15 protein-coding genes are annotated in these 16642 nt (G+C 68.6%); 8 read left to right on the top strand and 7 right to left on the bottom strand.

Features of this window, described 5'->3' with window-relative positions; all coding sequences use genetic code 11:
- The first annotated feature begins 204 nt into the window (after positions 1-204).
- From AC0KXH_RS01995 to AC0KXH_RS01985, 3 genes are read left to right on the top strand one after another with little or no spacing between them, the layout of a single operon-like run.
- Positions 205-1887: a carbon starvation CstA family protein gene (locus AC0KXH_RS01995; RefSeq protein WP_041110752.1), complete on the top strand. Its 1683-nt coding sequence runs from the start codon at positions 205-207 to the stop codon at positions 1885-1887.
- Entirely contained in the window at positions 1884-2138 is a 255-nt protein-coding gene (locus tag AC0KXH_RS01990; protein WP_041110754.1) for a cory-CC-star protein, read from the top strand. The genes AC0KXH_RS01995 and AC0KXH_RS01990 overlap by 4 nt, the downstream gene beginning before the upstream one ends.
- A complete protein-coding gene (locus AC0KXH_RS01985; RefSeq protein WP_488224065.1) occupies positions 2129-3121 on the top strand; it encodes an ArsA family ATPase in 993 nt (330 codons plus the stop codon). The genes AC0KXH_RS01990 and AC0KXH_RS01985 overlap by 10 nt, the downstream gene beginning before the upstream one ends.
- 24 nt (positions 3122-3145) lie before the next feature.
- Here AC0KXH_RS01985 and AC0KXH_RS01980 read toward each other — a convergent pair whose 3' ends face one another.
- Positions 3146-4714: a GMC family oxidoreductase gene (locus tag AC0KXH_RS01980; RefSeq protein ID WP_488224064.1), complete on the bottom strand. Its 1569-nt coding sequence runs from the start codon at positions 4712-4714 to the stop codon at positions 3146-3148.
- Positions 4715-4724: 10 nt separating this feature from the next.
- Positions 4725-5285, bottom strand: a complete 561-nt coding sequence (locus AC0KXH_RS01975; protein ID WP_488224063.1) for a tat (twin-arginine translocation) pathway signal sequence — start codon at positions 5283-5285, stop codon at positions 4725-4727.
- 261 nt (positions 5286-5546) lie between these two features.
- Here AC0KXH_RS01975 and AC0KXH_RS01970 point away from each other — a divergent pair, with 261 nt between their 5' ends.
- Entirely contained in the window at positions 5547-5885 is a 339-nt protein-coding gene (locus AC0KXH_RS01970) for a ribbon-helix-helix domain-containing protein (protein WP_488224062.1), read from the top strand.
- 88 nt (positions 5886-5973) lie between these two features.
- Complete coding sequence (gene gloA, locus AC0KXH_RS01965) at positions 5974-6504, top strand: lactoylglutathione lyase (RefSeq protein ID WP_041110764.1); 531 nt, start codon at positions 5974-5976, stop codon at positions 6502-6504.
- 6 nt (positions 6505-6510) lie between these two features.
- On the opposite strand, the gene AC0KXH_RS01960 is transcribed toward gloA, so the two are convergent.
- On the bottom strand, positions 6511-7167 hold the full coding sequence (locus AC0KXH_RS01960; protein WP_080773457.1) for a dienelactone hydrolase family protein: 657 nt from the start codon (positions 7165-7167) through the stop codon (positions 6511-6513).
- Entirely contained in the window at positions 7164-7832 is a 669-nt protein-coding gene (locus AC0KXH_RS01955; RefSeq protein ID WP_488224061.1) for a phosphoribosyltransferase, read from the bottom strand. Before AC0KXH_RS01955 ends, AC0KXH_RS01960 begins: the two co-directional genes overlap by 4 nt.
- 209 nt (positions 7833-8041) lie before the next feature.
- On the opposite strand from AC0KXH_RS01955, the gene AC0KXH_RS01950 reads away from it, so the two are divergent.
- Positions 8042-8533 carry a BCAM0308 family protein gene (locus AC0KXH_RS01950; protein ID WP_488224060.1) on the top strand — a complete coding sequence of 164 codons (492 nt, stop codon included), beginning with the start codon at positions 8042-8044 and terminating at the stop codon, positions 8531-8533.
- A 3-nt stretch (positions 8534-8536) separates the two neighbouring features.
- Here the strand turns inward: AC0KXH_RS01950 and AC0KXH_RS01945 are convergent, their stop codons facing one another.
- The 3 genes from AC0KXH_RS01945 to fdhF are packed head-to-tail and all read right to left on the bottom strand — an operon-like array spanning position 8537 to position 12451.
- Positions 8537-9364, bottom strand: coding sequence for an FAD/NAD(P)-binding protein (locus AC0KXH_RS01945; protein ID WP_488224059.1), 828 nt, complete (start codon positions 9362-9364; stop codon positions 8537-8539).
- Positions 9361-10368: a 4Fe-4S dicluster domain-containing protein gene (locus AC0KXH_RS01940; RefSeq protein WP_488224058.1), complete on the bottom strand. Its 1008-nt coding sequence runs from the start codon at positions 10366-10368 to the stop codon at positions 9361-9363. Before AC0KXH_RS01940 ends, AC0KXH_RS01945 begins: the two co-directional genes overlap by 4 nt.
- A complete protein-coding gene (fdhF, locus tag AC0KXH_RS01935) occupies positions 10355-12451 on the bottom strand; it encodes a formate dehydrogenase subunit alpha (RefSeq protein ID WP_488224057.1) in 2097 nt (698 codons plus the stop codon). The genes AC0KXH_RS01940 and fdhF overlap by 14 nt, the downstream gene beginning before the upstream one ends.
- Before the next feature lie 262 nt (positions 12452-12713).
- Here fdhF and AC0KXH_RS01930 point away from each other — a divergent pair, with 262 nt between their 5' ends.
- Positions 12714-13793, top strand: coding sequence for a polyamine ABC transporter substrate-binding protein (locus AC0KXH_RS01930; protein ID WP_488224056.1), 1080 nt, complete (start codon positions 12714-12716; stop codon positions 13791-13793).
- Positions 13780-16149, top strand: coding sequence for a putative bifunctional diguanylate cyclase/phosphodiesterase (locus AC0KXH_RS01925; protein ID WP_488224055.1), 2370 nt, complete (start codon positions 13780-13782; stop codon positions 16147-16149). The genes AC0KXH_RS01930 and AC0KXH_RS01925 overlap by 14 nt, the downstream gene beginning before the upstream one ends.
- Positions 16150-16642 lie beyond the last annotated feature (493 nt).

The following is a 16642-nucleotide window of genomic DNA, read 5'->3' as shown; positions in this document are numbered from 1 at the left end:
GCTGTCCACTGCCGGCCCGAGCCGCCTTGTTTCAGCAGATTGCCGTTTCGCTCCCGCCCGCCGCGGCCCGGCAACCGGCAAGGAACGCCTGCGCCGCAGGCGGGTCAGTGATCTGAGCGCCCGCGCGCGCAGCGACAACAAGACCAAGCCGCCTCGCGGGCACCGACAGCGGCCCGGCGCGACGGCACGACCAAGGAAATCGCCATGAGCGCCATCGTTCTGCTGCTGATCGGCCTGGGGGCCATGAGCCTCGGCTACCTGTTCTATTCGAAGTTCATCGCCGAGAAGATCTACCGGCTCGACCCGAACTACCGCACCCCGGCGCACAGCATGCGCGACGGCGTGGACTACGTGCCCACCAACAAATTCGTGCTCTGGGGCCACCACTTCACCTCGGTGGCCGGCGCCGCGCCGATCGTCGGCCCGGCGATCGCGGTGATCTGGGGCTGGGTGCCGGCATTTCTCTGGGTGGTGCTGGGCACGATCTTCTTTGCCGGCGTGCACGACTTCGGCGCGCTCTGGGCCAGCGCACGCAACAAGGGCCAGTCGGTCGGCATGCTCAGCGGCCGGCTGATCGGCTCGCGCGGGCGCAGCCTGTTCCTGGTGGTGATCTTTCTCGTCCTGCTGATGGTCAACGGCGCCTTTGCCGCGGTGATCTCCAACCTGCTGGTGTCCACACCGACCTCGGTGATTCCGGTGTGGGGGGCGATCCTCGTCGCGCTGGTGATCGGCCAGATGATCTACCGCTACAACATGAAGCTGCTGTGGCCGTCGGTCGGCGGGGTGATCGTGCTCTATGCGCTGATCCTGCTCGGCAACGCCTACCCCATCGTGCTGCCGGAGAGCGTGCTGGGCCTGTCGGCCAAGTCGTTCTGGATCCTGCTGCTGTTCCTCTACGCGGCGATCGCCTCGCTGCTGCCGGTATGGGTGCTGCTGCAGCCGCGCGACTACATCAACGGCCTGCAGCTGTTCGTCGGCCTCGGCCTGCTCTACCTGGCGGTGCTGTTCGGCGCACCGGACATCGTCGCCCCGGCCTACAACGCCGAGATGCCGGCCGACACGCCGAGCATCGTGCCGCTGCTGTTCGTCACCATCGCCTGCGGCGCGATCTCCGGCTTCCACGGGCTGGTCGCCTCGGGCACCACGTCCAAGCAGCTGGACAAGGAAACCGACGCCCGCTTCGTCGGCTACTTCGGCGCCATGGGCGAAGGCATGCTCTCGCTCGCCGCGATCATCTGCTGCACCGCGGGCTTCGCCAGCCTGCTCGACTGGCAGCAGGTTTACACCGCATTCGGCCAGGGCGGCGTGAACGCCTTTGTCGCCGGCGGCGGCACCCTGCTGGCCAACGGCCTGGGGCTGCCGGCCGACCTCGGTGCCACGGTGCTGGCGGTGATGGCGATTCTCTTCGCCGGCACCACCATGGACACCGGCCTGCGCCTGCAGCGTTTCGTCATCCAGGAAGCCGGCGAGCTGGCCGGCTTCAAGGTCAACACCCTGGTCGGCACCCTGATCGCCGTCGGCGTATGCATGGCACTGGCCTACGGCGCCGGCTCGGACGGCACCGGCGGCATGGTCATCTGGCCGCTGTTCGGCACCACCAACCAGCTGCTCGCCGGGCTGACCCTGGCGATCATCACCGTGATCCTGATCAAGCAGGGCCGCCCGGCGATCTACACCCTGGTGCCGCTGGTGTTCCTGCTGGTGATGTCGATCTATGCGCTGCTGGTGCAGATGGGCCAGTTCTTCCGCGCCGAGAACTGGCTGCTGCTGGGCATGGACGTGATCATCCTCATCGCCGCACTTTGGGTGACCTTCGAAGCGGTGATCGCCATGCGCGGCGGCCGCGATCCGCTGGTCGACGTGCCCACCGACGAGCCGCTGCCGTGAAGATCCTCGCCCAGCTCTCGGCCGGGCTGCGCGAGTTCTACGTCGCGCCCTACCGGCGCACCTTCGCCCGCGCCCGGCGCGACGAGGAGGACCTGTTCATGCTGCTGGTGTTCTCCGAGATGCTTGGCGTACCCAACCCGGCGGCCTGGTACACCCTGGAACTGATGCCCGAGCTCTACGAGCGCTTTCACGACTGGCACCGGCGCATGGGCATGGAGCGCTCGCCGCTGGAGCACATCGGATGCTGCTGACGCTGGCCGCGCGCCGCCGCGTGCTGTTCTTCAGCGGCAAGGGCGGCGTCGGCAAGACCACCGTTGCCGCCGCCACCGCGCTGGCCCAGGCCGAGGCCGGGCGCCGCGTGCTGCTGGTATCCACCGACCCGGCGCACAACCTCGGCCACCTCTGGCAACGCGAGGTCGGCCCGCAGCCGGTACGCCTGGCCCCGGGGCTCGACGGCCTGGAGCTGGACCCGGAGCTGACCACCCGCGAACACCTGGCGCAGGTCGGCGCCGCGCTGCGCCAGCTGATGCCGCCGCACCTGGCCGGCGAGGTCGACAAGCACATGGCGCTGTCACGCGAGGCGCCGGGCATGCACGAAGCCGCGCTGCTCGAGCGTATCGCCGACACCCTGCTCGACGGCCTGGCGAGCTACGATCTGCTGGTGTTCGACACCGCGCCTTCGGGCCATACCGCGCGGCTGATGGCGCTGCCGGAAATGATGACCGCCTGGACCGAAGGCCTGCTGCAGCGCCAGCAGCGCCAGTCGCGCTTCAGCCAGGTCCTGCAGAACCTCGGCCAGGACGAGGGCCTGGGGCGCAATGTGCTGGGCGGGCCCGAGGAGCAAGCGGAAGGCGACCGCGGCGCGCGCATCCGGCGCATCCTCAACCGGCGCCGCGAGCGCTTCGCCGCACTGCGCGAGCTGATCAGCGACAGCAAACGCTGCGCCTTCGTCGTGGTGCTGGCGGCCGAACGCCTGCCGGTACTCGAGACCCTGGAGCTGCACGACAAGCTTGCGCGCAGCGGCATCGCGGTGGCCGCCCTGGTCGTCAACAAGCGCTCACCGAACGATGCCGGCCGCTTTCTCGCCGAACGCCACGCGCAGGAGGCGCAGCACCTGGCCACCCTGCGCCAGCGGCTCGGCCAGCTGCCCTTGCAGGAGCTGCCGTTGCTGCCCGGCGACGTGGTGGGCCAGGCCGCCCTGCAGGCCTTCGCCCGGCGGCTGGCCGAGCACTGAGCCGGCGCCGCCGCCCGGCCGGCCCTACACGGCGCGCGTGCTCAGTTGCTCGGCGATGTACTCGGCCTGGCGGATCGCCAGGCTGACGATGGTCAGCGTGGGGTTTTCCGCCGCGCTGCTGGTGAACTGGCTGCCATCGGAGATGAACAGGTTGGCCACCTCGTGGCTCTGCCCATAGCGGTTGCAGACCCCGTCATCCTCCTTCGCGCTCATCCGGCAGGTGCCGAGGTTGTGCGTCGACGGAAACGGCGGCAGACGATGCGCCTTGGTCGCACCCACCGCCTGGTAGAGCGCCTCGCCCTGGCGGTAGGCGTGCTCGCGCATGGCCAGGTCGTTGGGGTGGTCGTCGTAGTGGACGTTCGCCACCGGCATGCCCCAGGCATCGCGCACCGCCTCGTTGAGGGTGATGCGGTTGGTCGGCCGCGGCATGTCCTCACCAACGATCCACAGCCCGGCGAGATGGGTGTAGCGATCCATCACGCGGGTGAAGTCGCTGCCCCAGGCGCCCGGGTCGAAGAACGCCGCCATGAACGGCAGGCCCAGCGACAGCGTCTCCATCTCGTAGCCGCCGGCGAAGCCGCGCTCGGGACGATGCAGCACCTCGTCGCTGATGATCCCGGCCATGATGGTGCCGCGGTAGAAGTGCACCGGTTCCTCGAACTCGGCGAACACCGAGCCGGTGGTGTGGCGCATGTAATAGCGCCCGACGGTGCCCGAGCCGTTGCCCAGACCGTGGGGAAACAGGCTCGACTGCGAGTTGAGCAGGATTCGCGGCGTCTCGATGGCATTGCCGGCCACCGCCACCAGCCGCGCCTTCTGCCGCTGCAGCCGGCCCTCGGCATCGGCGTAGACCACCGCGCTGGCGCGGCCGCGGGCGTCGTGCTCGATGCGCAGCACCTGCGCCTGGGTGCGCAGCTCCAGCTTGCCGGTAGCCTCGGCGGCAGGGATCTCGGTGTAGAGCGTCGACCACTTCGCGCCCATCTTGCAGCCCTGGAAGCAGAAGCCCAGCTGCTGGCAACCGGCACGGCCGTTGCGCGGCCGGCTGTTGATCGCCATGCGCCCGGTGGAGCAGTGCCGGTAGCCGAGTTTCTGCGCACCGGCGTACATCACCTTGAAGTTGTTGTTGCCCGGCAGCCCGGGGATGTCGTGGGTGCGGGTCACGCCCATCTTGTCCTCGGCGCGCGCGTAGTACGGCGCGAGGTCTTCGAGGGTCAGCGGCCAGTCGAGCAGGTCGGCGCCGTTGATCGCGCCGTAGGTGTCGCGGGCACGGAATTCGTGCGCCTGCAGGCGCAGGCTGGCGCCGGCCCAGTGCGTGGTGGTGCCACCGACGGTCTTGCAGATCCACGCCGGCAGGTTGGGAAAATCGCGGGCGATGCGCCAGGAGCCGGAGGTGGTGCGCGGGTCGCCCCAGCTCAGCTGGTTGAACGAGGGCCACTCGTCGTTGATGAAGGTCGCCGGGGACTCGCGCTTGCCGGCCTCGAGCAGCACCACCGGCACGCCCTTCTGGCACAGCTCGTTGGCCAGGGTGCCGCCACCGGCACCGGAGCCGATGATCACCACTACCGAATCGTCGTCGTACTGATAGGTCGTCATCTGGGTCACCTCAGGCAAAGGGCTTCGGACTGGCGTTCAGCGGCGGGTCGGGCAGCCAGGACAGGTCGTTGAAGCCACGGTGCAGGTAGCCGCCCTTGGGAAAGGAGGCGCCTTCATAGCCGAAGTGCAGGTAGGCCAGCTCGTTGCTGTACAGCGCCGTCACCGCCACGCCGCGCACCTGGGCGAAAAACGGCTGCGCCTGCAACGTTTCGAGGATCGCCTGCTGTTCCCCGGCATCGGCCGCCAGCCAGTCGCCGCCCGCGGCGCGGTCAAGCGTGACCACCCCTTCGCGCAGCAGATCGGCGAGCCCCGGGTCGGCGGCGGCACGGCTGTCGAGTTCCTTGACCACCAGGGCGTAGACGGCATCCTCCATGCTGTCGTGGGGATAGAGCCGGCGGACCATGACCAGCAGGCGCTCGGCCTGGTGGCCATCGAGGCGGCTCAGCGGCAGCGACCAGCTGCGCGTCGGCGCGGCCAGCGCCACCGGGCCGTTGGCGAACAGCAGGGTACCCATCAGCAGGCTGCCGGCGCCCTGCAGGAAGCGCCGGCGGTCGAGCGTCATCTCGCTCATGGCATGTCTCCTCTTGTTGTTCTTCTGGGCAGGACGGGACAGGCCTGCCTTGGAAGCCATCCTAGGCAGCCTTCGCCGGCGCCGGGTAACACTGAGGTACTACGTTTGTGCGCAAGGGTCGCGCGGGCGCGCCTGCGAAGCCGGGATCGCGAGGTTGGCGGAGCCATTGCCGAACCGATATGGTCCTATGCGCGTACCTGCCCGCCGCGGCGGGCCATTCACAACGTCGCCGGGATGGCGCAACCGCAACCTGGAGCCGCTATGTGCAATCTGTATTCATCCACCGACCCTTCGCTCTACGAACACCAGACCCGCTCGATCCGCCTTCAGGGCGCGGTGACCAGCGTGCGCCTAGAGCGCGAGTTCTGGTCGATCCTCGAGGAAATTGCCGCCGGCGAGGGTTATGGCGTGCCGCAGTTCATCAACCAGCTGTACAGCGAGGTGATCCTGCGCCGCGGTGAAGTCGGCAACCTGGCGTCCCTGCTGCGCGTGGTCTGCACGGTCTATCTGACGCATGGTCGGCAGTCGGCCAGAACCCTGGAGCTGCTCGCCATGCCGTCACGGCAGCGACGCGGTGCGGCGAGCAACGCCCAGGCCTGAACCGCGGCGTAGTAGTCCGGTGCTACCCGTGGCCGGCGGGCGTGCTTCTAGAATGGGCCGCCTTGCCTAGCCCGATGGAGAGCGCTCAATGCCGTTCAATACCGAACTTCAGCCCGGCGTCTGCGAACAGCCCGATGCCGAGACCCAGGACTATGTGTTCAACCACACCATGCTGCGGGTCAAGGACCCGGAGCGCTCGCTGGACTTCTACAGCCGTGTGCTGGGCATGCGCCTGCTGCGCCGGCTGGACTTCGAGGAGGCGCGCTTCTCGCTGTACTTCCTCGCCATGACCCGTGGCGAGGCGGTGCCCGAAGATGCCGCCGAACGGCAGCGCTACGCCTTCGGCCGCCAGTCGGTGCTCGAGCTGACCCACAACTGGGGCACCGAGTCCGACGACAGCCAGTACCACAACGGCAACGCCGAGCCGCGCGGCTTCGGCCACATCTGCTTCTCCGTACCGGATATCGAACGCGCCTGTGCGCGCTTCGCACAGCTGGACGTGTCCTTCGTCAAGACGCTCGACAAGGGCATGAAGCACGTCGCCTTCATCCGCGACCCGGACGGCTACTGGATCGAGATCGTCCAGGCCGACCTGCTCGGCGAACTCGGCCGCGCCTGAGCCGCCTCAGGGCGCCAGCTGCCGCACGAACCAGTCACCGGCGAGCCGCGCCACCTCTTGCAGGCTGCCCGGCTCGTCGAACAGGTGCGTGGCGCCTTCGACCAGGGTCAGTTGGTGCGGGCAGCGCAGCCGCGCGGCGGCGTCGCGGTTGAGGCGCAGCACTTCGTGGTCGCGCCCGCCGACGATGAACAGCGTCGGCGCGTGGACCTGCTCCAGGGCATCGGCAGCCAGGTCGACCCGCCCACCGCGCGAGACCACCGCGGCAATGTCCGCCGGGCGCGAAGCCGCGGTAATCAAGGCCGCGGCGGCGCCCGTGCTGGCGCCGAACAGGCCGATGCGCAGCTCGCGCAGCCCGGCGTCCTGACGCAGCTGGTCGACTACGCCGGTCAGCCGCTGGCTGAGCAGCGGAATGTCGAAACGCAGGCGCCGGGTCAGTTCGTCGAGGGGCTGCTCCTGCGTAGTGAGCAGGTCGAACAGCAGCGTGGCCAGGCCACGCTCGTTGAAATAGCGCGCCACGTTGCGGTTACGCGGGCTGTGTCGGCTGCTGCCGCTGCCATGCACGAAGACCACCAGCCCGCACGCCTGCGGCGGAACGCGAAGGTCGCCATGCAGCCGGGCCCGGCCCAGGGTGAAGCGCATCGGGGTGCTGACGAGCGGGTTCATGCCGGTTCACCTCCCCGCGCCCAGGCCTGCTGCAGCAACTCCACCACCTGGCGGTCGGAGGTCTGGTCGAACAGTTCGTACCAACGGCCGATGGCATAGAGGTCGTACGGCATGTGCAGGCAGACGACCCGATCGGCGATCCGCTCCAGCTGCGCGATACTTTCAGGTGCCGCCACCGGCACCGCTACGGTGATACGCGTAGCGCCCAGCTTGCGTACCGCCTCGGCCGCCGCACGCATGGTCGCGCCGGTGGCCAGGCCATCGTCGACGAGGATCACCGCGCGGCCCTTGATCGCCGGCCGCGGGCGGTCGGCGCGGTAGGCCTTCTCGCGGCGGTACAGCTCGTCGGTTTCCTGGACCATGGTGGCATCGATCTCGGCCTGCGAAGCGTGGCTGAGCCGGACCACGTCGGGGTTCATCACCCGCACGCCACCACTGGCGATAGCGCCCATCGCCAGCTCGCGGTTGCCCGGCGCGCCGAGCTTGCGCACGACCAGGATGTCCAGCTCCAGCCCCAGCCGTTCGGCTACCTCGAAGGCCACCGGCACACCGCCGCGTGGCAGGGCCAGCACCAGGGCGCCGGCCCAATCGCCCAGCTGGTGCAGGCGCTCGGCCAGCGCCTGGCCGGCATAGCGGCGGTCGGGAAAGGGAATGGTCAGGGACATGGTCGTCTCCTCCGCGTCGGCGAATATCGTCTGAGTCTGGCCCAAGTTGCGGCCGGCCGCCTGTCCTGCAAGGCGCGCCGGCTGCCTGGCCGCGAGGCCCGCTCGATGGGCTCGGCGGCGGCTGCCAGGCAGCGCAGACGGGGCGTCGAAACCTGCACCAGTGAACTACGCTGAAAAGGCCCCTCTCCTTGCTTGTCGAGACTCTGAAAATGGACAAACAGCGTCAGCGCCTCAGCGACAAACTCCTTCAACCCGAACACCACGACCCCTACCTCAAGGCCTGGCATCAGCGCAGCGATACGCTTTGCCCGCAGTGCGGCGCCGCCTACCAGGAAGGCCGCTGGACCTGGCAGGGGCTGATCAACCCGGCCGATGCGCAGGAAGCGCTGTGCCCGGCCTGCCAGCGCATCGACGAAGACGTGCCGGCCGGCACCGTCAGACTGCACGGCGCGTTCGTGCTGCAGCACCCCGACGAACTCTGCGGCCTGATGCGCAACACCGAGGAACTGGAAAAGCGCGAACACCCGCTCGAGCGCCTGATGGCCATCAGCGACGCGACCGACGGCCTGGAAGTGACCACTACCGGCGTGCATCTGGCTCAGCGCATCGGCCATGCGCTGGAAGCGGCCTACGACGGCGAGCTGAAGATCCACTACAACGACGAGGAATACTTCGTCGATGTGCACTGGCAGCGCGACTGACCCTCAGCACGGCTGCGGTGGCAGGGCTGCCGCCGCGACCTGGCCGCTGGCCGCGAGCAGTTGCAGGTAGTCGTCGTAGCGATAGGTCGGCCCGTCGAGACAGGCGTAGCTCGCACCGATGTAGCAGTGCCCGCAGAGCCCGACGCCGCAGTGCATGCGGCGCTCCAGCGACAACCACACCCGGTCTGCCGCCATGCCTGCGTCCAGGCAGCAGCGTGCCACCGCCAGCATCAGCGCCTCGGGGCCACAGCTGAGCACCAGGGCCGGCGCCTCGCCTTCGCTCAGCCACTGACGCACGACGGTGAGCGGGTTGCCGCCCGGCAGGCCGGCTTCGCCCTGGTCGAGCGTCTCGATCAGCCGCAATCGCGCCCGCCACCGCTCGCGCTCGCGCCCGAGCACCTGGTGGGCCCGGCTGCGGGCGGCATAGATCAACGCCAGCCGCTCCGGGGCCTGTTCGAGCAAGCCGGCCAAGGGCGCCAGCCCGCAGCCGCCAGCAACCGCCAGAACGCGTCCGGTCGCCGGTAGCTCGGGCCAGGGGCGGCCGAACGGGCCGCGATAGCCGAGCACCGCGCCCGCCTCGAGGGCGAACAGCGCCGCGGTGAGGCTGCCGGTCCGGCGGATCAGCGCGCTGAAGCGGCCGTTCGCATCGGGTGTGCTGACATAGGTAAAGGCGGCCTCGCCAACACCGGGCAGGGCGAGCATGAAGAATTGCCCGGGGCGCCCCCTCGGCTCGTCCCGCCGGGGCTCGAAGGCAAAGGTGAAATGCCGCGCGGCCTCACCGTCGGCATAGGCCTCGAGCAGGCGCAGCGGCCTGGGCGTCAGGTCGATCATGGCTGGCTGATCCTCTGCATCACCTGGTGCACGCCGATGCTTCCGGGGCAGACCGCATCGCAGCGGCCGCAACCCACGCAGCCATCGCGGCCGAAGCGCTCGGCAAAGGCCTCGCCGAACTTGTGATACCAGAAGCGCTGCACGAGCTGGCCCGGGCCGGCGCTGGGGTTGTGGCCGCTGGCTTCCTTCTGGAAGCCGGCATACAGGCAGGAATCCCAGACGCGCTCCTGAACGACACCGCCCTCGCCCGCCTGCTGCGCTGGCGCGAAGCACGAGCAGGTCGGGCATACCGAGGTGCAGCCGGAGCAGCCGAAACAGCGCAGGCCCAGTTCGTCCCAGGTGCCCTGCGCTACGGTTCCGGCATTCAACGCTGCGCGGCCGGCGGCGATCGCTGGCTGCTCGCCCTGTTCGGCGGCCACGCGCTGGGCATTCGCGGCCCGCTCGTGCACCCAGCCCGGCGCGGCGGCGGGCAGCGCCAGCCCGGCGAGCGCCCGCTCGCCCGCCGCGGAGGCCACCAGCAGCAACCAGTGCGCGTCGAGCCGCGAGAGGATCAGGTCGGCCGTCGCCGGGCGAACGTCCGGCCCGCTGTCCATGCGCGCGCAGAAGCCGTGCCGGCAACTGTGCGCGCAGTCGACACCGACCAGCAGGGTGGCGCCCCGGCGCAGTTGATAGTGCGGGTCGTCGGCGAAGAAGCGGTCCTGATAGGCGATCGCGGTCAGGTCGCAGGCGCTGAGGCCGAACAGCACCTGCGGTTGCGGCTCGGGCAGCAGCGCAATGAAGCGGCCGTGCTCGTAGCGGAACAGCGCCTCGCGCTCGGCGAAGAAGAACGCCTTGGCGGCGAACTGCGGCGGCTCCTCCGGCGCGGCGAAGGGCAGCGCGGAGCCGGCCTCCAGCCGCTGCCAGCGCAGGGCGCCCTGGCTGTCCGGCAGCGGTTGGTAGAGCTGCCGCCGCTCGCCCAGATGGGCGCGCAGCAGCTCGCGCGATTCCAGTTCAAGGGCCTGCATGGCAGTCCTCCGGGGGCCGTTCGAGTTCGATGCGCGGCGCCTGGTCGGCCGGCAACGGTTCGAGCGCCACAGCGCAGGCCTTCAGCTCGGGCATGTGGCTGATCGGGTCCTGCGCGCTGTTGGTCAGTCGATTACAAGGGGCCTCCCGGAAGTGATACGGCATGCCGACGGTGCCCGGCGGCACGTCGTCGGTCAGGTGTGCCCGCGTCTCCAGCACGCCGCGCCGCGAGCGCACCCGTACCCCCTGCGCCTCGTGCAGGCCCAGCTGCGCCGCGTCCTGCGGATGGATGAACAGCAGCCCGGCCGGCGTCTCCCGCTCGAGCAGCGGCGACTTGCGGGTCATCGCCCCGCCGCCGTAGTGGAAATGCAGCCGGTGCGTGGTGAAGCAGAACGGGTATTCGGCGTCCGGGCATTCATCCGGTTCGACCTGCGAAACGGGCAGCAGCTGTGCGCGCCCGCGCGGAAAGCTCTGCATATGCAGGATTGGCGAGCCCTCGGGATGCGCCGCATCGCACGGCCACTGCAGGCCGCCGGGACGCTCGAGCCGCGCATGGCTCATGGCGCTGAAGGAGGGCGTCAGTGCCGCCATCTCGGCGAACACCGCGGCGGCATCCGCCCAGCCCATGCCGGAATAGCCCATGCGTTCGGCAAGGGCGGCGAGGATCTGCCAGTCCGCGCGCGCCTCACCCGGGGGTTCGACCGCCTTGCGCACCCGCTGCACGCGCCGCTCGCAGTTGCTGAAGGTGCCGTCCTTCTCGGCGAAGGCGGCCGCCGGCAGGACCACATCGGCATAGCGCGCGGTTTCGCTCAGGGTCAGCTCCACCACCACGAGAAAATCCAGCGCCTGCAGGGCGCGCGCCAGCTTGTGCTGGTCGGGGTCGGTGACCACCAGTTCCTCGCCGAGCACCATCAAGGCGCGGAACTCGCCACGCAGCGCCGCCTCGCTCATGCCCAGCGAAGTCAGCCCCGCTGCGGCGGGCTGCGCCACGCCCCAGGCGCGGGCGAATCTGGCGCGTACCGCCGCGTCACTGACCTTCTGGTAGCCGGGATAGACGTCCGGCAGACAGCCCATGTCGCAAGCGCCCTGCACATTGTTCTGCCCGCGCAGCGGATTGACGCCGGTGCCCGGCCGCCCGAGCTGACCGCAGGCCAGGGCCAGGTTGGCCACCGCGATCACGTTGCCGGTGCCGCTCTGGAACTGGGTGATGCCCATGCCGTAGGCGATGAACGCACGGCGCGCCTGGCTGTAGGCCCGTGCCAGCTCGATCAGCGCCAGCACCGGCACGCCGGTCAGGCGGCTGGTGAGCGCCGGCGTCAGCTCGCGCACCTGTTCGCGCAGCGCCTGCTCGTTCTCGCAGCGGTAGGCAAGGAACTCGCGATCCTCCCAACCGTTGGCGAAGATGATGTGCAGCAGGCCGTTGAGCAGCGCGATGTTGCTGCCTACGCGCAGCTGGACGTGCTGATCGGCCAGGCGCGCCAGCCGGGTCCGCCGCGGGTCGACCACCACCAACCGGGCGCCGCGCGCCTGCGCGCGGAGCATGCGCGCACCGATCATCGCGTGGTTTTCGGTCACGTCGGCACCGATCACCAGGATCAGCTCGGCCTCGTCGATATCGGCAATCGAGTTGGTCATCGCACCGGAGCCAAGCGTGCGGCTGAGCCCGGCCACCGAAGGGCTGTGGCAGATGCGCGCGCAGTGGTCGATATTGGCCGTGCCGAGTACCGCGCGCGCGAACTTCTGCGCCGCGTAGTTATCCTCGTTCGTCGCATGGGCACAGCTGATCACCCCGACCGCGGCCGGCCCGGCGGCCTCCAGCGCGGCACGCATTTCACCCGCCACCAGCGTCAGCGCCTCGTCCCAGCTCGCCTCGCGGAAGCGCCCATGGGCCTTGATCAGCGGCTTGCGCAGGCGGTCGCCGGGATCGACCGCGAAGCCGCTGGCCCAGCCCTTGGCGCAGAGCTGCCCCTGGCTCACCGGGTGGCCTGCCTGCGGCTCGACGCCGATGACCCGGCCACCCTCGACGCGCAGCCCCAGGCCGCAGCCAACGCCGCAGAACGTGCATACGCTGGGGACCACCTGCATCGGCTATTCCTCCACCGTCAGCGGCCATGCGCACAGGCTTGGCGAGTGTGGCCGCACCCTCGCCCATAAAAGATAGCCGTCGCCTGGCGCTGCGCACGCCTGCCATGAAAAGCCGAGCCCTTCCGTGCCGGGCGGCCGCACAAAAGCGTTGCCGCCAGGCACTTGGCGCCATTAAAGTGCCATTAGTGCAACCCGTCCGCCGAGGCGCCCGGGAGCCGGCCGCCACGCCGCCTGCACGGCGGCCAACCAGGATGGACAGCCGATGAACAAGAAGAACAAAAGGATTCCCTGGCTTGCCCGCAGCGTGCAGCTGCTGGCGCTCGGCCTGCTCGCTTCGACCGTGCCCGCGCAGGCCGGCGAAAGCCTGACCCTGCTGACCTGGGAGGAATATCTCAGCGACGCGGTAATCGAACGCTGGCAGCGCGAAACCGGCGTCGAGATCAGGCAGATCTATTTCGACAACGGCGACAGGCGTGATCGCGTCCTCGCCCAGCCCGACCATCAGATCGATCTCGCCCTCACCGAGATGATCAGCGCCTCACGCTTCGGCGCGCGCGGCCTGCTCGAGCCGCTGGACACCCAGCAGCTGCCCCGGCTGCGCCATGTGCCGCAGCGCTGGCGCAGCAGTTGCGGGCGCTACGCCGTGCCCTACCTGTGGGGCACGCTCGGTATCGCCTATCGCAGCGACCGCATCGCCAGCGCACCGCGCTCCTGGGCCGACCTGCTCGAGCCTGCTCGCCGCGAACCGCACATCATCATGATGGAGGACCACGAAGACATCCTGGCCAGCCCGCTGATCCTGCAGCAGCACTCGATCAACACCTCTGACAATGACGAGCTCAAGGCCGCGTTCGACCTGCTCGTCGCGCAGTCCGGCGCCGTACTGACCTACGAATATGCAATCACCGCGCTGCGCAGCCAGCGCTTTCTCGAGCGTGCCGACATGGCGCTGGCCTACAGCGGCGACCAGCAGGTACTCAACGAGGTCGAGGGCATCGAAGGCGAGCCCTGGCGCTACGTCGTGCCCGAGGAAGGCACCCTGCTCTGGGTCGATTGCCTGTCGGTGCCGAGCAACACGCGCAACAAGGCGCTCGCCTACCGTTTCCTCGACTTTCTCAACCGCCCGGAAATTGCCGCGCTGAACGCCGCCGACCTGGGCGTCGCCACACCGAACGCGGCGGCGCAGGCGCTGCTGCCGGACGAGATCCGACATGACCCGACGATCTATCCGCCGGAGGATGTCCTGGCCCGCAGCCAGGTCTACGAGATGCGACCGCTGCAGGGTACGCAGACCCGGCGGCGTATCATCAGCGCACTGATCAACGCCCATGACGCTCGGTAAACGCGCCCTGCTGGTGATCTTTCCGGTCATCCTGATCATCCAGCTCGTGGCCTCGACGACCGCCTACCTGACCCAGCGGGCCTCGCTGCTCGGCCTCGAACAAGCACGCCTGGAGCAGCAGCTGCTGGCACTGAAATCGGCCTACCTGGACTACGAGGCATTCAACCGCAGCGTGCTCAGCACGCTGATGGATAGCGAGGCACTGCGGGCCTTTCTGCGCGAAACCGACACCGAGTTCCGCAACGACACCCTGGGGCTGCGCATCCAGCAGAGCATCCGCTCGTTGTCCAACACCGAGCTGACATTCGTCGCGCTGGCCGTGGTGCAGCCCGACGGCGAACCGGCCTATTACTTCGAAAGCAGCCTGTCGCCGTTCGCCACGATGAGCGCCACCCAGCAGGAAGCCGCCCGGCAGGCACGGGCGTCGTCGGCGCCTAGGCGCACGGTATACGCCGGCCAGGCCGACGGCGGGCCCCTGTTGCTCAACACCGACTTCATCCTCGCGCAGACCAGCACCCGCCCGCTGCCGAGTCAGCGCGGCGAGGCCTTCGCCGTCCAGCTGGCGGTGCGCCCGGAGCGCTTCATCAGGCTCAAGCAGAGCCTGGAGCGGGAATACGGCGCCGCGGTGGAGATCGCCGCGCAACCGATGCCCGCCGAGTCGGAGCTGTCCGCCACGATCTCGTTGTCGCGCGGGCTGCACGCGCGGCTGACGCCCGCCGCGCATTACAAGGCCGAGCGCCTGCGCACCCTGGGGCTGGCCTTCATCGCCGGCGGCGGGCTCATCTGTCTGGTGTCCATCGGCCTGCTGCTGTGGCTGATCCGTCGCTACATCACCGGCCCGATCAGCACACTCGACGACCAGCTCACCGACCTGCTGCTGTGCCGCCGGGCCGCCCTCGACGAGCCCGGCGACGGCGGCGAGATCGGTCGCCTGACCACGAACATGAAGACGCTCCACGAGCGCAACACCGCCGCGCTGCAGCGCATCCAGGAGATCTCCTGGACCGACAGCCTGACCCAGACCAGTAATCGCGCGCACTTCGGCATGCTGGCCAATGCCATGTATGAACAATGCCAGCATGGCGAGCGGCGCTTGGCGCTACTGTTCATCGACCTGGACAACTTCAAGCAGGTCAACGATCAGCATGGCCATGACGCCGGCGATGCCCTGCTGCGCATCTTCGCCCAGCGCGCCCAGGGCGTGCTCGAGCGCCATCGGCTGCAGCATCCACGGACGGAAACGGCCTTCGCCCGGCTGTCGGGCGACGAATTCGCCATTCTCCTGCTGACCGACAACGAAGACGCCGGCCTGGATGAGCTGTGCGAGGCACTGCTCGGCCTGTGCCGTGGCGGCTTCCGGCTGGAGGACCGCCTCTACCCCGTCAGCCTCAGCATCGGTACCGCCCGCTATCCGGACGACGCCGACTCGATCAGCCAACTGCTGACCCGTGCCGACTCCGCCATGTACCAGGCCAAGGCCGAGGGCAAGAACACCGTGGTGGCCTTCAACGGCGAGCTCGAACAGCGCAACGAGCGCATCCGCCTGATTGAGGATCAGCTGCGCACGCTCGATGGCGACGACCAGTTGCGCCTGGTCTACATGCCGGCGCTCGACCGTGACGGCACGGTGGTCAGCTGCGAAGTGTTGCTGCGCTGGCATTCGCCGACACTCGGCACCGTCTCGCCCGGCGAATTCATTCCCATCGCCGAGCGTGCCGGGCTGTTTCCGAAGATCGACAGCTGGGTCATCGACCATGCGCTGGCCGAATACCCCGCGCTGGTTCGGCTGTTCGGCGAGCACGTCATCCTGGCGATCAACGTGTCCTCGGCGCAGCTGGTCGACGATCGCATCTGCCGCTACCTAATCGAGCGCACCACGCACTACGGTATCGAACCGGGCCGCGTCGAGATCGAGCTGACCGAAACCTACGCAGCCGAACTGAGCAAGGACACCATGGCAGTGGTAACCGCCCTGCGACAGGCGGGCTTTCGCGTGGCAATCGATGACTTCGGCGTCGGCTACACCTCGTTCCAGCAACTGCTGCACTACCCGGCCGACACCATCAAGCTGGACATGGTCATCGTCGACAGCCTGACCCGCCCGGCGATGCAGCAGAGCCTGGCCGCGCTCATTGCCTTCTGCCATGCCCAGGGCAAGCGGGTGAACGCCGAAGGCGTGGACAACCTGCACAAACAGACGGCCCTGCTGGAAGCCGGCTGCGACCTGTTCCAGGGCTACCTGCTCTCGCCCCCACGCTCGCTCGCCGCCCTGGAAGACTGGATGGCCGTGCGCCGCCGAACGCCCGGCTCGCTACGCCTGGAAGCGCTGCCACAGGCGGTTTCGTTGCCGTGTTGAGTGCAGTCACATCAGCCTGGCTAAACGGCAAAAAGGCGCCCGAACGCGCCTTTTTCAATACCGCTGGCTGTTCATGTCTCGTGGAGGCCGTCAGCCTGCCTTGCCCTCTCCGCTCGATTCGCAGCCCGGCAATCTCCTCTACTTCGTCTACGAAGCGGCTAGCCCCCGTTAGTTGGCCGCGCTGCCAACATTCAAGAATCAGAGATAGCTCCGCTTGCGACACGGCGCCATGAACGACACGTTCGATATCGCTCGCTCCGCTGCTGCGTAGTGTTCCCTAACGCTAGGTAGCAACGGTATCCAGCCAAATCGCCGAATCAACAGCGTCTATCTACGGCTGTTGTAACTAGGTCAACGAGAGTCGCTTGGATCGGCCAACATTCGTGCGGACAGGGTTCAGTTTGATATAGCGACAACAAGCCAATAGATAGGAGTGGCTTAGCTTATCTCCAGATTTCTGCAAGCCTCGTATCCTTTACCTGCATCGCAGATG

The organism is Stutzerimonas sp. CXK-1, from assembly GCF_057738225.1.
This window is presented reverse-complemented; position numbering and strand designations above follow the sequence as displayed.